The sequence below is a fragment of the uncultured Algimonas sp. genome (assembly GCF_947498175.1).
In the GTDB taxonomy this organism is placed as follows: domain Bacteria; phylum Pseudomonadota; class Alphaproteobacteria; order Caulobacterales; family Maricaulaceae; genus Litorimonas.
The window spans coordinates 289,381-307,397 of record NZ_CANMJB010000001.1; the positions used below are offsets into that span (position 1 = coordinate 289,381).

Here is an 18,017-nt window from a genome sequence, read left to right on the forward strand (position 1 = left end):
GCAAGAGGCTTGCGATGGGGGGCGGCGCGCGGTCTATGCAAGATCATGGGCGGCTTTCAAAGCCAAATCGCGGAGAGGGGATATATCCCTGCAGCCGGGCGCGGAGGCTCTCTGCCGCGCCTGACGCTGAGCTTCGAACTGGCGATCATCGCTTTCGGGATCGGGATCGGCACCTATTTCGCCTGGCCGACGGAGCCCCGCGTATGGATCGTGCTCCTGGCCGCTCTCATCGTCTGGGCCGCGGCGTGGCGCGCGCCGTCTCACAGCTCGGCCTGGCCGTCCGTTCTTCTGATCGCGTTGATCGGCTTCGGCTGGTGCGCGATCCATGCGAAGCTCGTCTCGCCGAACCCGCTCGTGACCGAACAGAGGCTGGGGATCACCGGATGGGTGTCCGGTGTGGAGACCGGCGGCCGGATGCGGCGGCTGACCATCGACGTCATCGAGACCGACCGCGTGCCGGACTCCGGACAGCCGGAGCGCGTGCGTATCCGGGTCGGTCGGACCTTCCCGGATTTCGAGATCGGTGACGGCATCCATGTGCAGGCCGTCGTCGGCCCCCTGCCGGGGCCGGTCGTGCCGGACGGCTACGATCCGGGACGCCGCGCCTACTTCGACGGGCTGGCCGGCACGGGCTTCGCCATATCGCCCGGAACGCGGGTCGAGGTGGGTTTGTCGGGTCGGGAGCACGCCAGGGTCAGGCTCGAGCGATTGCGGGCCGACATCGTCGAGCGCGTGATCGACAGCGCGCCGGACGCCACGTCCGGCCTGCAGGCCGCGCTGTTGACCGGGATCCGGGACCACATTCCCGACGAACAGACGGAAGCGCTCAGGCGGTCCGGTCTGGCCCATGTCCTGGCCATCTCCGGCCTGCACATGGGCATGGTCGCCTTTGGCGTCTTCGTCTGCGTCAGTGCGAGCCTCGCCGCGGTCGAACGGTTGTCGCGCGGCCGCGACGTGCGCAAGATCGCCGCGTTCGTGGGCATCGTGTCGGCCACGCTCTACCTGCTGCTGTCGGGCGCATCGGTGGCGACGCAACGCGCCTACATCATGGTCAGCATCGCCTTTCTGGCCGTCATGTTCGACCGGCGGGCGATCAGCGTGCGGTCCGTCGCCGTTGCGGCTTTGCTGACCCTGCTGATCCGGCCTGAAGCGCTCGTCAGCGTCGGGTTCCAGATGTCTTTCGCCGCCGTGACGGCGATGGTCGTGATCTTCCGCGCGTGGCAGGACCGATGGCCGTCGCAGCGGCCGGTCTCGTTCAGGGACAAGGTCGGCAAATTCTACGGCTCGCTGTTCGGAACCAGCCTGGTCGCCGGGCTGGCGACGGGCGGCTTCGCGCTGCTGCATTTCGGACGGATCGCCAATTACGGCCTGCTGGCTAACATGGCCGCCATGGCCGTCTTTCCGGTCGTCATGGCATCGGGTGTCGTCGCTTTGCTGCTGATGCCGCTGGGTCTGGAGGCGCTGCCGCTTCAACTCATGAGTTGGCTGCTGCAATTCATGCTGTCCGTCGCCGACTGGGTCAGCGCCATGCCGGGCGCGGTCGGAACCGTCAAAGCCAGCCAGCCTTGGGTGATCGGGCTTTACGGTCTGGGGTTCGCCGTTGCGTGCCTGGCGACGCGGTCGACCGCAGCGATCGGCATCGCGGCCATGACCGTGTCGCTGATCGGTTGGAGCCAGGCGCCGAACTATGAGTTGCGGATATCGGACAGCGGTCGTGTCAGCATCCTGTCAGGCGGTGAATCGGCGACGAGCAGCCTGCGCGCCGACCGATACGGACGCGATCAATTCGCCAGAGCGTCGGGTGATCCCGACATCGTCTGGCGGAACTACCGGGACGCCTTGGCCGACTGCGATGCGCTGGCCTGCCGCGTGACCGTCGGAACCACGGTCGTGACGGTCATCGAAGAGCCGTCCGAAGTCATCGAAGCGTGCGAGACCAGCGACATCGTCGTGCTCGCCAGCCGGAACGCCGGACCTGTCGCGCGGCGCGGCTGCACCGCACGATTGCTCGATGTGAGAGAACTCGCCCGGACGGGCGGCGTCCACGTCGATATCGGAGAGGCGCCGCCGAAAGTCGTCCCGATTCTCACCGAGGCGAGACGCAACCGGCCATGGGGCGGCTGAAGCCTACTGGTAGTTGCGGACCAGTCCGACCAGCACGCCTTGGACCTGCACCCGGTCCGGACCGAAGGTGCGGCTGGGGAAGTCGGGATTCTCGGCGATCAACTCGACCTGGCCGTCATGCTTGTAGATACGCTTGAGCGTGGCTTCTTCCTCGTCGACCAGCGCCACGACGATCTCGTTGTTGCGGGCCGTGTCGGACTTGCGGACCACGACAACGTCGCCGTCCATGATGCCCGCGCCGATCATCGACTCGCCTTCGATCTCGAGCGCGTAATGGTCGCCATTGCCGAGCAGGGACGGCGGCACGGCCATGAGGTTGTGCGCATCCTCGATCGCCGCGATGGGAACGCCTGCCGCGATCTTGCCGACGAACGGGATTTCATAGGTATCGTTGGCCGCGACCGGGGCGAGGGGCGCGTCCTTCTGCAGCCCTTCCGGCATCTTGATGATTTCCAGCGCGCGCGCCTTGTTGGGCAGGCGGCGCACGAAACCGCGCTCTTCCAGCGCTGTGATCAACCGGTGAATGCCGGATTTGGACGCCAGCCCGAGTGCATCCTTCATCTCGTCGTAAGACGGGGGCACGCCGACGGCCCGGATGCGGGTATCGATCAGAAGGAGGAGGTCCTTTTGCTTTTTCGTCAGCATGGGTCTGTCCCTTTCGCGCGGGTCCAAGGGAATCGCCCTTGAACAAAATGGCAACGTTGCCACTCTGTTCTATGAATGTTCCGCAAATGTCAAGAAAGGGTTCATAATCCTATCAGCGTGCGCGTCGCCGTTTCGACATCGTCCTGACGCATCAGGCTCTCTCCGATCAGGAAGGCGTCCGCCCCCGACCCCGTCAACCGGTCGATATGCGCGCGGGTGAAGATGCCGCTTTCGGCCACGAGCAATGCGTCGTCCGGCGCGAGCGGCGCGACCCGGTCGAACGTGTCGAGCGATGTGTCGAAGGTGCGCAGGTCGCGATTGTTGATCCCGACCAGCCGCGCGCCGAGATCCGCGGCCCGCCGCATTTCCGTCTCGTCATGGGTCTCCACCAGCACGTCCATGCCGAGCGAGGCGGCCTCAGTCATCAGGCGGTGCGAGGTGCGGTCGTCCGTCATGGCGAGGATGACGAGGATCGCGTCGGCGCCCATGGCCCGCGCCTCTCGAACCTGCCGGACGTCGATCATGAAATCCTTGCGCAGCAAGGGCAGGGCGGTGTTTCGGCGGACCTCGGCGAAGATGGCGGCGCTGCCCTGGAAGCCGGGGCCGTCGGTCAGCACGGACAGGCAGGTCGCGCCTCCGGTGTCGTAGGCTTCCGCGATTGCGACGGGATCGAAATCCTCGCGGATGACGCCCTTGCTGGGCGATGCCTTCTTGACCTCGCAGATCAGGGCCGGAGCCTGCGCGTCGTGCAAGGCCGGGAGGAAGCCGCGCGGCGGGGCGACCGTGTCCAGCGCGCGCTCGACCGCGGCGTCGTCGATGGTTGCGACTTCGCCCACCTTGTAGGTGGCGATCCTGGCCAGGATGTCGGGAACGTCTTTCACGCGTTGGTCGCGGCGACGAGCCGGGCGAGCGTGTCGCGGGCGTCCATGCTGTCGATGGCCTGCACGGCGCGGTCGATGCCGTCCGGCACGGTCTCGGCGATCCCGGCGATCATCAGCGCCGCCCCGGCGTTCAGCAGCACGATGTTGCGATATTCGCTGGCATTGCCGTCCAGCAGGTCGCGCAGGGCATCGGCGTTCTGGGACGGTTGGCCGCCGCGCAAGGAGTCCAGGCTGGCCAGATCGAACCCGTAGGTCTGGGGTGAGAGCGTAAATTCCCGAATCTCCGCGCCTCTAACCTCGGTGACGTATGTTGGACCGGTCGTCGTGATCTCGTCCAGCCCGTCCTGGCCGTGGACGACCCAGACGTGGTCGACGCCGAGATCGCGCAGCGCTTCGGCCATCGGCGCACGCCAGCCATCGTCGCACACGCCCAGCAGCATGCGCCGCGCCCGGGCCGGATGGCTCATAGGGCCGAGCATGTTGAACAGGGTGCGGATGCCGAGCGCTTTGCGGGCCGGAGCGACATGGCGCATGGCGGGATGGTGGTTCGGCGCGAACAGGAAGCCGAGCCCGACCTCTTCCACCACTTGCGCTGCTCGGTCCGGCGACAGAGCAAGGTTCACGCCCAGCTCGGACAGCGTATCGGCCGTGCCGGTCAGCGACGAGGCGGCACGGTTGCCATGCTTGGCGACCTTGGCTCCGGCCGCCGCGCTGACGATGGCCGTCGCCGTCGAGATGGACAGCGTGTGCAGACCGGTCCCGCCGGTCCCAACGATGTCGATCACGTCGCCGTCGATCTCCACGGGGATCATGTTGGTGCGCATGACTTCGGTGCCGATACGGACTTCGCGAGCGGAAAGTCCAATCATTTCAAGACCGAGCAGCAAGGCGCTCACCTGTTCCGACCGGGCGTCGCCGTTCAGGATGGCGGTCAGCGCGGCGCGCAGCGCGTCTTCGCCCGGGCGTTCGTTTCGCGACAGGGTGGCGAGGATCTGCGGGTCGACGCTCACCGCAACCCGGCGATCTTCAGGAAGTTGCCAATCAGGGCGTGGCCGTTCTCCGACGCGATGCTTTCGGGATGGAACTGCAGACCGTGAATGGGCCGGGTCGCGTGGCGCAGGCCCATGATCTCGCCGTCCTCGGTCCAGCCATTCATCAGCAGCTCGCCCGGCACCGTCTCGCGGTCCACCGCAAGGCTATGATAGCGCGTCGCCTCGAACGGGCTGTCGAGCCCATCGAACAGCCCCGTTCCGTCATGATGCACGGGCGAAGTCTTGCCGTGCATGATCTCGCGCGACTGGATCACGCGCCCACCGAACGCCTGTCCCATGGCCTGCAGGCCGAGACAGATGCCGAGGATCGGCAGATCGTCCGGCGCCTTGCGGATCACGTCGAGACAGATCCCGGCTTCGTTCGGCGTGCAGGGCCCGGGCGACAGCAGGATGGCCCGCGCGCCGGACGCGAGCGCCTCGTCCGCGCCGATCTCGTCATTGCGCACGACCTTGGTATCCGCGCCCAGCTCCTGCGCGTAATGGACGAGATTGAAGGTGAAGCTGTCGTAATTGTCGATGACGAGCAGCATCAGCTCTCCTCGATGCGCTCTTTCAGCCAGTTTTCGAGCCAGTGAATATCGTACTCGCCCGCCTGGAATTCCGGATCCTCGATCAGCGCTTCGTGCAGCGCCTTGTTCGTCGTGATGCCGGTGATGACCATTTCGCCCAGCGCGCGGCGAAGGCGCAGGATCGCGCCTTCGCGCGTATTGCCCCAGACGATCAGCTTGCCGATCAGGCTGTCATAATGGGGCGGAACGGAATAGCCGGTATAGAGCCCGCTATCGAGGCGCGTGTTCATCCCGCCCGGCGCGTGGAAGTCGGCGACCTTGCCGGGGCTTGGCGCGAAGGTGAACGGGTGTTCGGCATTGATGCGGCATTCGATCGAATGGCCGTTGAAGCGCACGTCCGACTGTTCGTAGTTGAGCGGCAGACCCGAAGCGACGCGGATCTGTTCGCGCACCAGGTCGATGCCGGTGATCTCCTCGGTGACGGGATGTTCGACCTGCAGGCGGGTGTTCATCTCGATGAAGAAGAACTCGCCGTTCTCGTAGAGGTATTCGACCGTGCCGGCGCCGCGATAGCCGATGGCCTTGACCGCCTGGGCCGTGATCTCGCCGATCTCGGCCCGCTCTTCGGGTGTGAGAGCGGGCGAGGGGGCTTCTTCGAGCACTTTCTGGTTCCGGCGCTGCAGCGAACAGTCGCGTTCGCCCAGATGCACGACATTGCCGTGGGTATCGGCCAGCACCTGGATCTCGATGTGACGCGGACCCTTGAGATAGCGCTCCAGATAGACGGCGCCGTTGCCGAACGCCGCTTCGGCTTCGGTCTGGGCCGATCTCAAGGCTTCGTCCAGATCGCCTTCGGTTTCGGCCAGCCGCATCCCGCGCCCGCCGCCGCCCGCCGCCGCCTTGATGAGGACCGGAAAGCCGATCTCCTTGGCGGCGGCCTTGGCGGCCTCGAAATCCTCCACCGCGCCGTCGGAGCCCGGAACGACCGGGATGCCGGCCTTGGCGACCGTCTGCTTGGCGGTGATCTTGTCGCCCATGATGCGGATATGCTCCGCCGTGGGGCCGATGAAGGTCAGGCCGTGGGCTTCGACGATTTCGGCGAAGCGGGCATTTTCCGATAGGAAACCGTAGCCCGGATGGATGGCGTCCGCGCCGGTGATCTCGCAGGCCGCGATGATGGACGGGATGTTCAGATAGCTGTCCGTGCTGGACGGCGGCCCGACGCAGACCGATTCGTCGGCCAGGCGGACATGCATCGCGTCCGTGTCGGCCGTGGAATGGATGGCGACCGAGGACAGGCCCATCTCCTTGCACGCCCGGTGGATGCGCAGGGCGATTTCGCCCCGGTTCGCGATGAGAACCTTGCTGATCACGGAGCGGCCTTAATCTATCAGGAACAGCGCATCGCCGAACTCGACCGGCGAAACATCGTCGACATAGACGGCCGACAGCGAGCCGGATTTCGGCGCGGTGATCGGGTTGAAGGTCTTCATCGCTTCGACCAGCATGATGGTCTCGCCTTCCTTCACCTGCGCGCCCACTTCCGCGAACAGCTCCGCATCCGGGGAGGGGCGCAGATAGCAGGTGCCGACCATGGGCGATGTGATCGCGTCGGGATGGACGGCGTCGGCGGTCTCTGGCGACGCGGCAGCAGCCATCGTTGCAGGGGCGGCCGATGCAACGGGCGCAGCCGTCTGCATCGGGGCGGCCGCCATGACGGTCTGCTGACCGGCGGCGCCGTTCTTGGAGACCCGGATTTTCAGGTCGCCCTTTTTCATCTCGATCTCGGTCAGGTCGCTACTGTCGAGGACCTTCGCGAGCTCCTTGATGAGCGTGAGATCGGTATCGGTCTTGTCCGAATTCGATTTGGAGCCGGCCATAACGAGTCCCCGTGGCAGAAATTATCCGTGCGCCTTAGCGAGTTTCAGCGCCGCTTGCAGCCCTAAAAGGTAGGAATCCGCGCCGAACCCGCTGATCGTGCCGGTCACCGCCTCCGAAACGTAGGAGCGGCGGCGGAAACTCTCCCGCGCAGCGGGCTGGGACAGGTGGATTTCCACGGCCGGGACGCCGACCGCCCTCAGCGCGTCGTGAAGCGCGATCGAAGTGTGCGTGTAGGCGGCGGGATTGATGACCACGGCATCGGCGGACTCGCCCGCCGCCTGCACCATGTCCACCAGTTCGCCTTCGATGTTGGATTGGCGGAAGACCAGCTCGACGCCGGGATGCGCCTTTCGGCACATCGCTTCGATATCGTCCAGCGTCTGCGCCCCGTAAATGTCCGGTTCGCGCGCGCCCAGCAGATTCAGGTTGGGGCCGTTGATGATGTGCAGGCAAATCGGCATTGCGGTCCTTGCGCCAATGAGGCTTCCGGGAGACAGGGCGGCGTGTTAACGCCCGCAACCCGGTTCAACAAGCAGTCATCATTATGCCGTCAGGCAAGCTGCAACGACAGGATAGACGGCGCGCCCATGCATCTGATCATCAATGGCGATCATCACGACGATCTTCCGGACGGGCTGACCGTCGCGGCCCTGGTCGCGCATCTGGGTCTGCCCGAGCGCAAGATCGCCATCGAGCGCAACCGCGAGGTCGTGCCCAAGAGCACGTTCGGGGAGGTGCGGCTCGCCGATCACGACGTGCTGGAAATCATCCACTTCATCGGAGGCGGCTAAGTGTCTGATAAACGGGACAAGCTGATCGTCGCGGGCCGCGAGTTCGATTCGCGGCTCATCATCGGCACGGGCAAGTATGCCGATTACCGGCAGAATGCCGACGCGTTGGCGGCCAGCGGTGCCGACATCGTCACCGTGGCCGTGCGCCGGGTGAACGTCTCGGACCCGGACCAGCCCATGCTGGCCGACTTCATCGATCCGCAAAAGACGACCTATCTGCCCAATACGGCGGGGTGTTTCACGGGCGAGGACGCGGTGCGGACGCTGCGTCTGGCGCGCGAAGCGGGCGGCTGGGACCTGGTGAAGCTGGAGGTCCTGTCCGACCCCAAGCACCTCTACCCGGACATGGAAGAGACGATGCGCGCCATGGCGATGCTGAAGGACGACGGGTTCGAGGTCATGGTCTATTGTTCCGACGACCCGGTCTTCGCGCGCAAACTCGAAGAGATGGGCGCGGCCGCGATCATGCCGCTGGGCGCGCCGATCGGGTCGGGCCTCGGCATCCAGAATCCGGTGGGCATCCGCCTCATCGTGGAGCAATCGTCTGTCCCCGTCATCGTGGATGCGGGCGTCGGCACGGCGTCGGACGCGACCGTGGCGATGGAACTAGGCTGCGACGGCGTGCTGATGAACACGGCCATCGCCGAAGCCAAGGACCCCATCCGCATGGCGCGCGCCATGAAACATGCCGTCATCGCCGGGCGCGACGCCTATCTGGCTGGACGCATGCCCAAGAGACGCTATGCCGACCCCAGCTCGCCGCTCGCCGGACTGATCTGACGCGGCCCGACCCATTTAATCGCAACCAACCCATCCGAAAGCGCGTTCGACCTTTTATGACACGATACATCCTCGCCCTGACCCTGACCTCCGCGCTCGCCATGGGAGGATGCGCGACGGCGGGCACGGATGCCACGTTCAAGGGCGACCGCATTCAGGACGTCGATTCCGCCGTCGCCTCGCCCGTCTACGATGTCGGTCTCGAAGATATCGACATCCCGGTCTACCTCTCCAGAATGACCAATCCCTACGCCAAACTGCCGGGCGACTGCGCGGCGGCCAAGGCCGAGATCGAGATGCTCGACCGCCTGCTGGGCGCGGACATGGACGTGCCCGAAGACGAGGACGCCAAGCGCGAACAGACCGCCCTGCAGGCCACCTCCAGCACCATTGGCGGGCTGTTGCCGTTCCGCGGCATCATCCGGGCGATTTCCGGGGCGACCCGCAACCGGGCGCAAGCGCGCGAAGCCTATGAGCGGGGCCTGGTCCGCCGCGCCTATCTGAAAGGCGTGGCCGAAGAGATGGACGACTGTTCCGTCTAGAGCGGCCCATCGCTCCGGCCGCGGCTGCAACCTGTCCACATTGAGGGTGGAAGTCCCGGCCCGTCCGGTTTAAGGGCGCGGCCTCGTCCGACGCCCTTTCGTTGACTGCGATCACCTATGTCCACCGTTCTCCTCGTCATCCTGCTCATCATCTCGGTCGTCATGACCGGCCTGATCCTGATCCAGCGCTCCGAAGGCGGCGCGCTGGGGATCGGCGGGGGCGGCGGTGGCGGCGGAACCGGTTTCATGTCCGGCCGGGCGGCGACGACGTCCGTCGCGCGCATGACCGCCATTCTCGGCACGGTGTTCCTCGTCATGTCGCTGCTGCTTTCGGTCGTCTTCGCGCTCGAAAACCAGGAAACGGGCGCTCTGGATAATGTGGACAACGAAGTCGGCGGCTTGACGAGCCCCGCCGAGTCGTCCGATGGGGCGACCCCGTTGGATGGACCTGCAGACGACCCTGCGACCCCTGCGGATCCCACCGACACTGACGACTAAACGCCTCGGTGGATGCGCGATCGGCGCGCCCCTCGCCGGGCGTCGGGATATTGCGCCAATGGCCGGACAGCCACGTTACATCTTCATCACCGGCGGGGTGGTCTCCTCGCTCGGCAAGGGTCTGGCGTCCGCCGCGCTCGGCGCGCTGCTGCAGGCGCGCGGCTACAAGGTCCGGCTGCGCAAGCTCGACCCCTATCTGAACGTCGATCCGGGCACGATGAGCCCGTACCAGCACGGCGAAGTCTACGTCACCGACGACGGGGCGGAAACGGACCTCGATCTCGGCCATTATGAACGCTTCACCGGCGTGTCGGCCACGCAGGGCGACAACATCACGACGGGCCGCATCTATAGCGACATCATCGCCAAGGAACGGCGCGGCGACTATCTCGGCGCGACGGTGCAGGTGATCCCGCACGTCACGAACGAGATCAAGGATTTCGTCCTCTCCGATGCGGGCGACGTGGATTTCGTGCTCTGCGAAGTCGGCGGCACGGTCGGCGACATCGAGGGCCTGCCCTTCTTCGAAGCGCTGCGCCAGCTCGGCCAGGAACTCCCCAGGGGCCAATGCTGCTTCCTGCATGTGACTCTGCTGCCCTACATCGCCGTGGCGGGCGAGATGAAGACCAAACCGACCCAGCACTCGGTCAAGGAATTGCGATCGATCGGCATCCAGCCGGACATCCTGCTCTGCCGCACGGAACGGCCCATTCCCGCCAATGAACGCGCCAAGATCGCGCGCTTCTGCAATGTGCGCGAAAGCTCCGTGATCCAGGGGCTGGACGCCCCGTCCATCTATGCCGTGCCGCTGTCCTATCACGAGGAAGGGCTGGACCGCGAAGTGCTGAACCATTTCGGCATCCTCGCCCCGCCGCAGGCCGACCTGGGCGTCTGGCAGGAGATCGACCGCACCCTGTCCAATCCGGACGGGGAGGTGAAGATCGCCGTCGTCGGCAAATACACGGTCCTGCCGGACGCCTACAAATCCATCACCGAAGCGCTGGTCCATGGCGGTATCGCCAACAAGGTCAGGGTGCGCATCGATTGGGTCGAGGCCGAAGACTTCGAGACCAAGGAACCCGAAGAGGTCCTGCGCGGCGCCCACGGAATCCTCGTGCCCGGCGGGTTCGGCGAACGCGGCACGGAAGGCAAGATCCGGGCGGTGCGATATGCCCGCGAAAAGAGAATCCCCTATTTCGGCATCTGTCTGGGCATGCAGATGGCGGTCATCGAGGCGGCACGGCATCTGGCCGGACTGGACGCGGCGAGCAGCTCGGAATTCGGCGAGGACGGCGAAAACGTGGTCGGTCTCATGACCGAATGGACCAAGGGCAATGAGCGGGTGGAACGCGACAAGGACACGGATCTGGGCGGGACGATGCGGCTGGGAGCCTATCCGGCGGTCCTGACGGACGGGTCTCTGGTCGCCGACGCCTACGGGACGACCGAGATCAGCGAACGCCACCGCCACCGCTACGAGGTCAATATCGACTATCGCGACCGGCTGGAAAGCACCGACCTGCGTTTTTCGGGTCTCTCGCCCGACGGCGTGCTGCCCGAGATCGTGGAGATCCCGCAGGACATCCACCCCTGGTTCGTCGGCGTGCAGTTCCATCCCGAACTCAAGAGCCGCCCCTTCGATCCGCACCCGCTGTTCGAAGGGTTCATTGGCGCCGCGAAGGCGCAGTCGCGCCTGGTCTAGGCTCAAAACCCGCACCGGTGTTGTCGTTCACGCAAAGGTGTGAGCGATCCGTCACAAGTGAGTTGACCCTGGGCCCGTTGCGCCATTGAGGGGGCGCTTCGACAACAGACCCGGATACCGTCCTCCCATGCTTCCCAGTTATCTTACCGGTGCCGCGCTCGGCGCCGTTCTCCTTGCGGGCACGTCGTTCGGCACGGCCCGCGCCCAGGGCGCGATCGCCGACGAAGTCATCGTCACGGCCCAGAAGCGTGAACAGAGCCAGCAGGACGTTCCCGTCTCCCTGGGCGTCGTGCGCGGCGAAGCGCTGGACGTGGTCAGTTCCGGCGCAGAAGACATTCTCTTCCTCTCCGCGCGCGTGCCGAGCGTCTATGCCGAAGGCTCGTTCGGCCGGACCTTTCCGCGCTTCTACATCCGCGGCCTGGGCAATACCGATTTCGACCTGAACGCCAACCAACCGGTCAGCCTGGTCTATGACGGCGTCGTGCTGGAGAACCCGGTGCTGAAGGGCTTTCCCGTCTTCGACCTCGACCGCATCGAGGTCCTGCGCGGTCCCCAAGGCACGCTGTTCGGCCGCAACACGCCAGCCGGGGTCATCAAGTTCGAATCCGCGCGTCCGACGCACGACGTGGAAGGCTATGTGCGCGGCGCCTACGGCCGGTTCGGCACGGTCGATCTGGAAGGCGCAGTCAGCGGCCCCTTGAGCGAGACCTTATCCGCACGCCTGTCCGGCCTGTTCCAGAGCCGCGACGACTATGTCGACAATGTCGCGCCGAACCCGTCCGAGGCGGGCTATGAGGAATTCGACGAATATGCGGCGCGCCTGCAGCTATTGTTCGAACCCGTGGGCGACACGACCGTCTTGCTGAACCTGCATGGTCGGCAGCTCGACGGCGGGTCGCGCACCTACCGCGCCAATGCCATCCGCCCCGGCACGGGCGGATTGGTGGCGGGTTTCGACCGGTTCGAAGCGTCCCAGGATGCCGATCAATTGCTGGACGTGTCGAACCTGGGCGGCTCGCTGACGATCGAAAGCGGCATCGGCCCGGGCACATTGACGGCCATCACCGCCTATGAGCGCGTGCGGATCGATGCGCGCGGGGATGTCGATGGCGGGTTCGGCGCGGTCTTCGCGCCGCCGTCCGGCCCGGGCATCATCCCGTTCGCGGCAGAGAGCCAGGACAACATCACCGGCCACGGCCAATGGACGCAGGAACTGCGCTACAATTTCGATGCGTCTTCGGCGCTCAACGTCACTTTCGGCGGTTTCGCCTTCATCGAAAAGCTAGAAATCGAAAGCCTGTCCTTCGACACGCTGGGCGGCGGCGTCGTGAACGGCCAGGCCGTGCAAGACCAGGATACGGAAAGCTACGCCCTGTTCACCTCGATGGAGTGGCAGGCCACGGACCGGCTGACGGCGACGGGCGGGCTGCGCATTTCGGCAGAGAAGAAAGACTTCACCGCCTCGCGCCTGATCGGGCCGTTCGGCTCCGGGACTCTCGGTCCCGTCACGCGCAGCCTGGACGACACGGTCGTGACGGGCGACTTGGCCCTGACCTATGCGGTGAACGACGCCCTGAACCTGTTCACCCGCTATTCCCGGGGCTTCCGGGCACCGAACGTGCAGGGCCGCATCGTCTTCGGCGATGCCGTCACGGTCGCGGATACGGAAACGATCGATTCGATCGATGTCGGGTTCAAATCCCGCGTCCTGGATGGCCGCGGCACGGTCAGCGCGACGGCGTTCCTGTTCGAGACCCGCGACCAGCAGCTGACGGCCGTGGGTGGGGCCGGGAATTTCAACCAGCTGCTCAACGCGGACGCGGTCGGCGGGCGCGGCATCGAACTCGACGCCACGCTCGATCCGACCGATCATATCCAGTTGAGTGCAGGCTTTTCCATCAACGACACCGAGATCCACGACGGCGATCTGGAAGTCGGACCCTGCGGCGCGCCTTGTACCATTCTCGATCCGGTCAATCCGCTGACCGGCAATGCCCGGATCGACGGCAACCCCTTGCCGCAGGCGCCGAAATACATCGCCAACGCCTCGGCTCGCTTTGGCCTCCCGGTTTCTGCCTCCGGCGAGATTTTCGTCTTCGCCGACGTGGCCCATCGCAGCGCCGTCAATTTCTTCCTTTATGAAAGCGCGGAGTTCCGCAGCAACGGCCTGACCGAGGTCGGCCTGCGCGGCGGGTACATGCATGAAGACGGCCTGGAGATCGCGGCCTATGTCCGCAACTCCTTTGACGCTCTGGCGCTGGAAGGTGCGGTCGATTTCAACAACTTCACCGCCTTCATCAACGAACCGGCGATTTACGGCGTGGAGGTGACGAAGCGGTTCTAAGAGCCGACGACACAGGTCGTTTTCCGCTTGCCTGCGTTTTGAGCGGGAGATATCCTCCTCCTGACAAGGGAAGATGCGATGTTGAAGCGCTTGGTCATGGGAATGGCGTTGGCGGTCGGCCTGGTGAGTCCGACCTGGGCGCAGGATCTGACTCGCGGCGACTACGAGGCCGACTTCGCCTATTTGGTCAAACAGCTGGAAGCGCGGCATCCCGACCCGTTCATCGTTCTGTCGAAGCCGGAGTTCGAGGCGCGTCTCGACGCGTTGCTGGACGATGTGGAGACGCAGGACGCTTTCACCACCATGATGGATTTGCGGGTGCTGGTCGCCGCCTTGGGCGACTCGCATACCAGCGTCGGCTTCTACGACGCCATCTTCGAACGCGGCGCGTTTCCGCTGGAATTCGCCTGGTTCGGCGACGAAATCAGGGTAATCGGTGCGGAGGAAGCGTTCGTCTCCCTGCTGGGAGCACGTCTCGACGCGATCGACGACACCCCCTTCGACGAGGTCGCGGCCGGGCTGGCGAGCCTCGTCCCGCCGCAGGATACGGGCTTTATGCGCAAGCGCATACCGTGGTTCATGCGCTATATCGGCCTGCATCACTATCTCGGCTTCGCCGAAGGCGATGCGGCGGTTTTGAGCCTGACCGACGCGATGGGCGAGGGCCGCAAGGTCCGCGTCCCGGCGTCGGTTTTCGGTGGGGTGGAAGGCGATCTGATCTATCTGTCGGACCGGATCGATCATCCTACCTGGATCAATTTCAACGAAGACCGGCTCGACATCATGTTCCGGGACCGGCTGTATGAAGACGGCATCTATCTGGTGCAGTACAATTCGGCCTGGGGGCGGGAATTGCAGGAACGCTTCCGCGATCCTGAGACGGCGGACGACTATCCATCCTTCGAGACCTTCGCCGAACGCGTCCTCGCGACGCTCCGGGAGACCGATGTGAAAGCGATGATCTTCGACGTGCGCGCCAATTCCGGCGGGTCGTCGCCGCAGGGAACCCGGTTGGCCGAACAGATCTCGGCTTTGCCGGAAGGCCAGAAGCCGGAGGCCGTCTATGTCGCGATCGGCGAGCAGACCTTCTCGGCCGCCATCATCAACGCCATGAATTTCAAGCAGATGCTGGATGCCGAATTCATCGGCACGCGCAGCGGCGGCAAGGCCAACCATTTCGGCGAAGTCCGCATGTTCGTGCTGCCCCGTTCGGGCATCGAGCTGCCGCATTCCACCGAGTATTTCAAGTATGTCGAGGGAGAGAGCGGCAGCCTGGACCCCGACATCTATGCCCCGGCGCGTTTCGAGGATTTCATGGCGGGCCGCGACGCGGTCGTGGAAGAGGTTCGCGCCCGACTGGCGCGGTAAAGGCGTTTCAGGGTTTAGAAACCGCGCTCGCGCAACCAGCCGAGAATGGCGGCGTTGAGCGCCTCCGGCTGGTCCCACATCGCCCAATGGCCGCAATCGGGGATCGTCACGCGGGTGAGGTCCGGCACGGTTTCGACCATGCCGTCCGTGCTGCTGGGCGGCAGAAAGAAGTCGTCTTCCGGGCTGATCATCAGGGTCGGCACGTCGATCCGGGTCGAGAGCCCTTCGGCCAGCGCCCAATTGGCGGTCGTGTTGCGGTAGTAGTTCATCCCGGGCAGGAAGCCGGTGCGGGCATAGGCTTCGCTGTAGACGCGCCGCTGTTCCGGCGTGAGCACCATATTGCCATCATCCGGCGCGCCGCGCTCCAGATAGGCGGCGAAGCGGTTCGGCAGGTGGGTCAGTTCCGGTGTGAGTTCAAGGCCTTGCGGCGATGTCCTGAACATCATCCGGAAGAATGCATCCGGATCCGAATCATAGAGCGCCTCGACGTCGTCCGGATTGTCGCGGAACTGGACGAAGTAATGGTCCCGGCCGAACCGCCGTTCGAAAATCGCCATCGGATCGACGGGCGGGCGGCCGACATGGGGCGTGCTGATGCTGATCGCGGCGAGCGTCCGGTGCTTCAGCATCCGCACGGCGTGCCAGAGTACGATCCCGCCCCAGTCATGGCCGAGCATGACCGCTTGGGCGATGCCGAAATGGTCCAGCACGGCCTCCAGATGGCCGACCAGGTTTTCGATGCGGTAATGGCTCAGGCCGCGCGGCGCGCTGGACCGGCCGAAGCCGAGCAGGTCGTAGGGCAGGGCGCGGTATCCGGCCTGCGCCAAGGCCGGGACCGTCGTCGCCCAGCTATAGGCCAGTTCCGGCCAGCCATGGATCATGACGATCGGCGTGCCGCTGTCCGGGCCGTGCGGATAGGCGGCGATCCGGAACCCATCTATGGGAACGAACGTGGGATCATCGTAGGTCATGGCCGCAGTCTTGGCGCTTTCGCGACCGCTGCCAACCGCAAAAATGCCTTGCGGGAACCGGGAATCGCCCCTATGGCCCCGCCTGAACGCTGGTCCCGCGGGCAACCCGGGGCCTTTTGCTATTGATACGACACACATTGACGCCGCCGACGCGTCGAACCCGAATAGAGAGTTGAACGCTACACATGGTCGAAATCTACGTCCGTCAGAACAATGTCGATCAGGCCCTTCGCGCGCTGAAGAAGAAGCTTCAGAACGAAGGCATCCTGCGCGAGATGAAATCCCGCAAGCATTACGAAAAGCCGTCCGAGAAGCGCGTCCGCGAACAGGCCGAAGCCGTCCGCCGCGCCCGCAAGCTGGCCCGCAAGCGCGCCCAGATCGAAGGTCTGATCCCCGGCAAGAAGCGCAAGCCCCGCCGTTAGGCGGGCATCCCTCCTATCCGTATCGAAGCCGTCCCTCGGGGCGGCTTTTTCGTTTGACGAAGACCATGGCGCCGACGATCCGTCGCGTAACGCTCACCCGTCTTCGCTGTTTGCGATCATGACCCGGATGTCTTCTGGCTTGGCGATATCCGCGCCGTCGGTCTTGTAGACGCTCAGCTCCCCGTCCGTCCACAGACCGACTTCCAGATCCTGGCGTGTCCGGTCGATGAGGAGATAGGCCGCGTCGGTGCCGCCTTGGTGCGCCTTGTTGCCGGACGTATAGTAAACGGACCCCTCGCGCTGCAGCGGCCCGGCCGTCTGCATGTTGGTCTCGAGCGTGGTCATCCGGTCGCCGAGCAAGGTCCTCAGCGTATCGGATATCGCGCTATCGTCGAACAGTGCGTTATTGTTCGGATATCCGCCGACAAACGCGTCGAGCGATGACCAGTCGTCGCCGCGTTGGGCGTTCGTGACCGTGTCCGGCATCGAGCTTGCCGGACGCGGTGCCTCGGCTCGCGACACATCGGAGGTCTTGGCGTGGCCGCATCCCGTCAGGACAAGCACGGATGTCGTCAGAATTGCGTTTGTCTTGAAGCGCATGGCGCAGACCTTTGCCGTGGGATGATCTTTGTCATCGTGACTCTATCACACGGACAGGACGGACCGGTCTGACAATTCGGTAATTCGCTAGACTGTAACCGGGTCAAGCTGCGGCCCGCCCAGTGCCTCGTACGGATCCAGTCCCGCGTCGCGCATCCGGCGGTGGACCTCGGGATAGACCTCCATCGGCCTGACACCCAACATGTCCCGCACCTCTTCCAAGGGGCGGGGCAACAGGTCGAGCAGGTCATAATAGGTGACCGAGCGGGCGGCCCGGCCCCGCGCGGCAGCTTCGCGGATGGCCTTGATGACGGGCGCGCCCCGGGGCGCCCAGCGCTTGACCTCCAGCGCGCCCATATAGGCGATGAACTGGATGCCCAGCCCGGAGGTCTGCTGATAGCTATAGGCCAGCACGCAGGTTTCGCCTAGCGCGTCGCGGCCGTAACCGGTCAGCACATGGTCCATGTCGTGCGTGTCGCGCGAGCGGTTGTTGTACCAGCGGAAGGCCTCGCTGCGCGTGTCCTGGGACCCCTCCATGAAACGATCATATTCGTCCACCAGCCCCTGCGCCGTCAGCCCTTCGCGGTCCATGAAATCGCAATAGGCCTGCGCCAGAGAGCCCGCCGGCATGGCGCGCAGGCGCGCCCGGTCGTCCAGCAGCGGCGGAAGATAGCGATGTTCGGCGAAGCGCTTGCGTCCTTCCGGGTCGGCCAGGAACCGGTTGAATTCGCGGTAGAGATCGTTGCCGTGCAGCGCCTTGGTGATGTGGAAGACCTGCGACGTGTCCTCCTTGTCCGCGATCAGCTTGCGGAAATGATACATCGCCTTGATCCAGCGGCGGGGAATGCGCGGAACGTCGATGGCGTCTGGAACGTGGATCTCGTTCATTCCGCCATGTGTAAATGCA

General features: G+C 65.0%; 19 protein-coding genes. 9 read left to right on the forward strand and 10 right to left on the reverse strand.

Features of this window, described 5'->3' with window-relative positions; genetic code table 11:
- Positions 1–45: 45 nt before the first annotated feature.
- The gene (locus tag Q0718_RS01390; RefSeq protein ID WP_298912349.1) at positions 46–2,124 is read left to right on the forward strand and encodes a ComEC/Rec2 family competence protein; all 2,079 of its coding nucleotides are present in this window, start codon (positions 46–48) and stop codon (positions 2,122–2,124) included.
- Between the two features lie 3 nt (positions 2,125–2,127).
- On the opposite strand, the gene lexA is transcribed toward Q0718_RS01390, so the two are convergent.
- The 7 genes from lexA to aroQ form a co-directional block, all read right to left on the reverse strand.
- Positions 2,128–2,769 (reverse strand): transcriptional repressor LexA, encoded by a 642-nt coding sequence (lexA, locus tag Q0718_RS01395; RefSeq protein WP_298912352.1) that lies wholly within the window; start codon positions 2,767–2,769, stop codon positions 2,128–2,130.
- Positions 2,770–2,870: 101 nt separating this feature from the next.
- Positions 2,871–3,650: an indole-3-glycerol phosphate synthase TrpC gene (trpC, locus tag Q0718_RS01400; RefSeq protein WP_298912356.1), complete on the reverse strand. Its 780-nt coding sequence runs from the start codon at positions 3,648–3,650 to the stop codon at positions 2,871–2,873.
- Complete coding sequence (gene trpD, locus Q0718_RS01405; RefSeq protein WP_298912361.1) at positions 3,647–4,660, reverse strand: anthranilate phosphoribosyltransferase; 1,014 nt, start codon at positions 4,658–4,660, stop codon at positions 3,647–3,649. Before trpD ends, trpC begins: the two co-directional genes overlap by 4 nt.
- On the reverse strand, positions 4,657–5,232 hold the full coding sequence (locus Q0718_RS01410; RefSeq protein ID WP_298912364.1) for an aminodeoxychorismate/anthranilate synthase component II: 576 nt from the start codon (positions 5,230–5,232) through the stop codon (positions 4,657–4,659). The genes trpD and Q0718_RS01410 overlap by 4 nt, the downstream gene beginning before the upstream one ends.
- Positions 5,232–6,584, reverse strand: coding sequence for an acetyl-CoA carboxylase biotin carboxylase subunit (gene accC / locus Q0718_RS01415; protein ID WP_298912367.1), 1,353 nt, complete (start codon positions 6,582–6,584; stop codon positions 5,232–5,234). Before accC ends, Q0718_RS01410 begins: the two co-directional genes overlap by 1 nt.
- Positions 6,585–6,593: 9 nt before the next feature.
- Positions 6,594–7,091 (reverse strand): acetyl-CoA carboxylase biotin carboxyl carrier protein, encoded by a 498-nt coding sequence (gene accB, locus Q0718_RS01420; protein ID WP_298912370.1) that lies wholly within the window; start codon positions 7,089–7,091, stop codon positions 6,594–6,596.
- A 21-nt stretch (positions 7,092–7,112) separates the two neighbouring features.
- Complete coding sequence (gene aroQ / locus Q0718_RS01425; protein ID WP_298912373.1) at positions 7,113–7,553, reverse strand: type II 3-dehydroquinate dehydratase; 441 nt, start codon at positions 7,551–7,553, stop codon at positions 7,113–7,115.
- A gap of 126 nt (positions 7,554–7,679) precedes the next feature.
- Here aroQ and thiS point away from each other — a divergent pair, with 126 nt between their 5' ends.
- From thiS to Q0718_RS01460, 7 genes are all read left to right on the forward strand, one after another.
- Entirely contained in the window at positions 7,680–7,883 is a 204-nt protein-coding gene (gene thiS, locus Q0718_RS01430; RefSeq protein ID WP_298912376.1) for a sulfur carrier protein ThiS, read from the forward strand.
- Positions 7,884–8,663, forward strand: coding sequence for a thiazole synthase (locus tag Q0718_RS01435; protein ID WP_298912379.1), 780 nt, complete (start codon positions 7,884–7,886; stop codon positions 8,661–8,663).
- A gap of 56 nt (positions 8,664–8,719) precedes the next feature.
- Positions 8,720–9,205 carry a hypothetical protein gene (locus tag Q0718_RS01440; protein ID WP_298912382.1) on the forward strand — a complete coding sequence of 162 codons (486 nt, stop codon included), beginning with the start codon at positions 8,720–8,722 and terminating at the stop codon, positions 9,203–9,205.
- 117 nt (positions 9,206–9,322) lie between these two features.
- Positions 9,323–9,703: a preprotein translocase subunit SecG gene (secG, locus tag Q0718_RS01445; protein WP_298912385.1), complete on the forward strand. Its 381-nt coding sequence runs from the start codon at positions 9,323–9,325 to the stop codon at positions 9,701–9,703.
- Between the two features lie 58 nt (positions 9,704–9,761).
- Positions 9,762–11,405: a CTP synthase gene (locus Q0718_RS01450; RefSeq protein ID WP_298912387.1), complete on the forward strand. Its 1,644-nt coding sequence runs from the start codon at positions 9,762–9,764 to the stop codon at positions 11,403–11,405.
- A gap of 127 nt (positions 11,406–11,532) precedes the next feature.
- Positions 11,533–13,749: a TonB-dependent receptor gene (locus Q0718_RS01455; RefSeq protein ID WP_298912390.1), complete on the forward strand. Its 2,217-nt coding sequence runs from the start codon at positions 11,533–11,535 to the stop codon at positions 13,747–13,749.
- Between the two features lie 78 nt (positions 13,750–13,827).
- Positions 13,828–15,117 carry a hypothetical protein gene (locus Q0718_RS01460; protein WP_298912393.1) on the forward strand — a complete coding sequence of 430 codons (1,290 nt, stop codon included), beginning with the start codon at positions 13,828–13,830 and terminating at the stop codon, positions 15,115–15,117.
- A 14-nt stretch (positions 15,118–15,131) separates the two neighbouring features.
- Here the strand turns inward: Q0718_RS01460 and Q0718_RS01465 are convergent, their stop codons facing one another.
- The gene (locus tag Q0718_RS01465) at positions 15,132–16,088 is read right to left on the reverse strand and encodes an alpha/beta hydrolase (RefSeq protein ID WP_298912395.1); all 957 of its coding nucleotides are present in this window, start codon (positions 16,086–16,088) and stop codon (positions 15,132–15,134) included.
- A 185-nt stretch (positions 16,089–16,273) separates the two neighbouring features.
- Here Q0718_RS01465 and rpsU point away from each other — a divergent pair, with 185 nt between their 5' ends.
- On the forward strand, positions 16,274–16,510 hold the full coding sequence (gene rpsU, locus Q0718_RS01470; RefSeq protein ID WP_298912398.1) for a 30S ribosomal protein S21: 237 nt from the start codon (positions 16,274–16,276) through the stop codon (positions 16,508–16,510).
- Positions 16,511–16,603: 93 nt separating this feature from the next.
- On the opposite strand, the gene Q0718_RS01475 is transcribed toward rpsU, so the two are convergent.
- Positions 16,604–17,110: a hypothetical protein gene (locus Q0718_RS01475; protein WP_298912401.1), complete on the reverse strand. Its 507-nt coding sequence runs from the start codon at positions 17,108–17,110 to the stop codon at positions 16,604–16,606.
- Positions 17,111–17,197: 87 nt separating this feature from the next.
- Positions 17,198–17,998, reverse strand: a complete 801-nt coding sequence (locus Q0718_RS01480) for a Coq4 family protein (protein WP_298912404.1) — start codon at positions 17,996–17,998, stop codon at positions 17,198–17,200.
- Positions 17,999–18,017 lie beyond the last annotated feature (19 nt).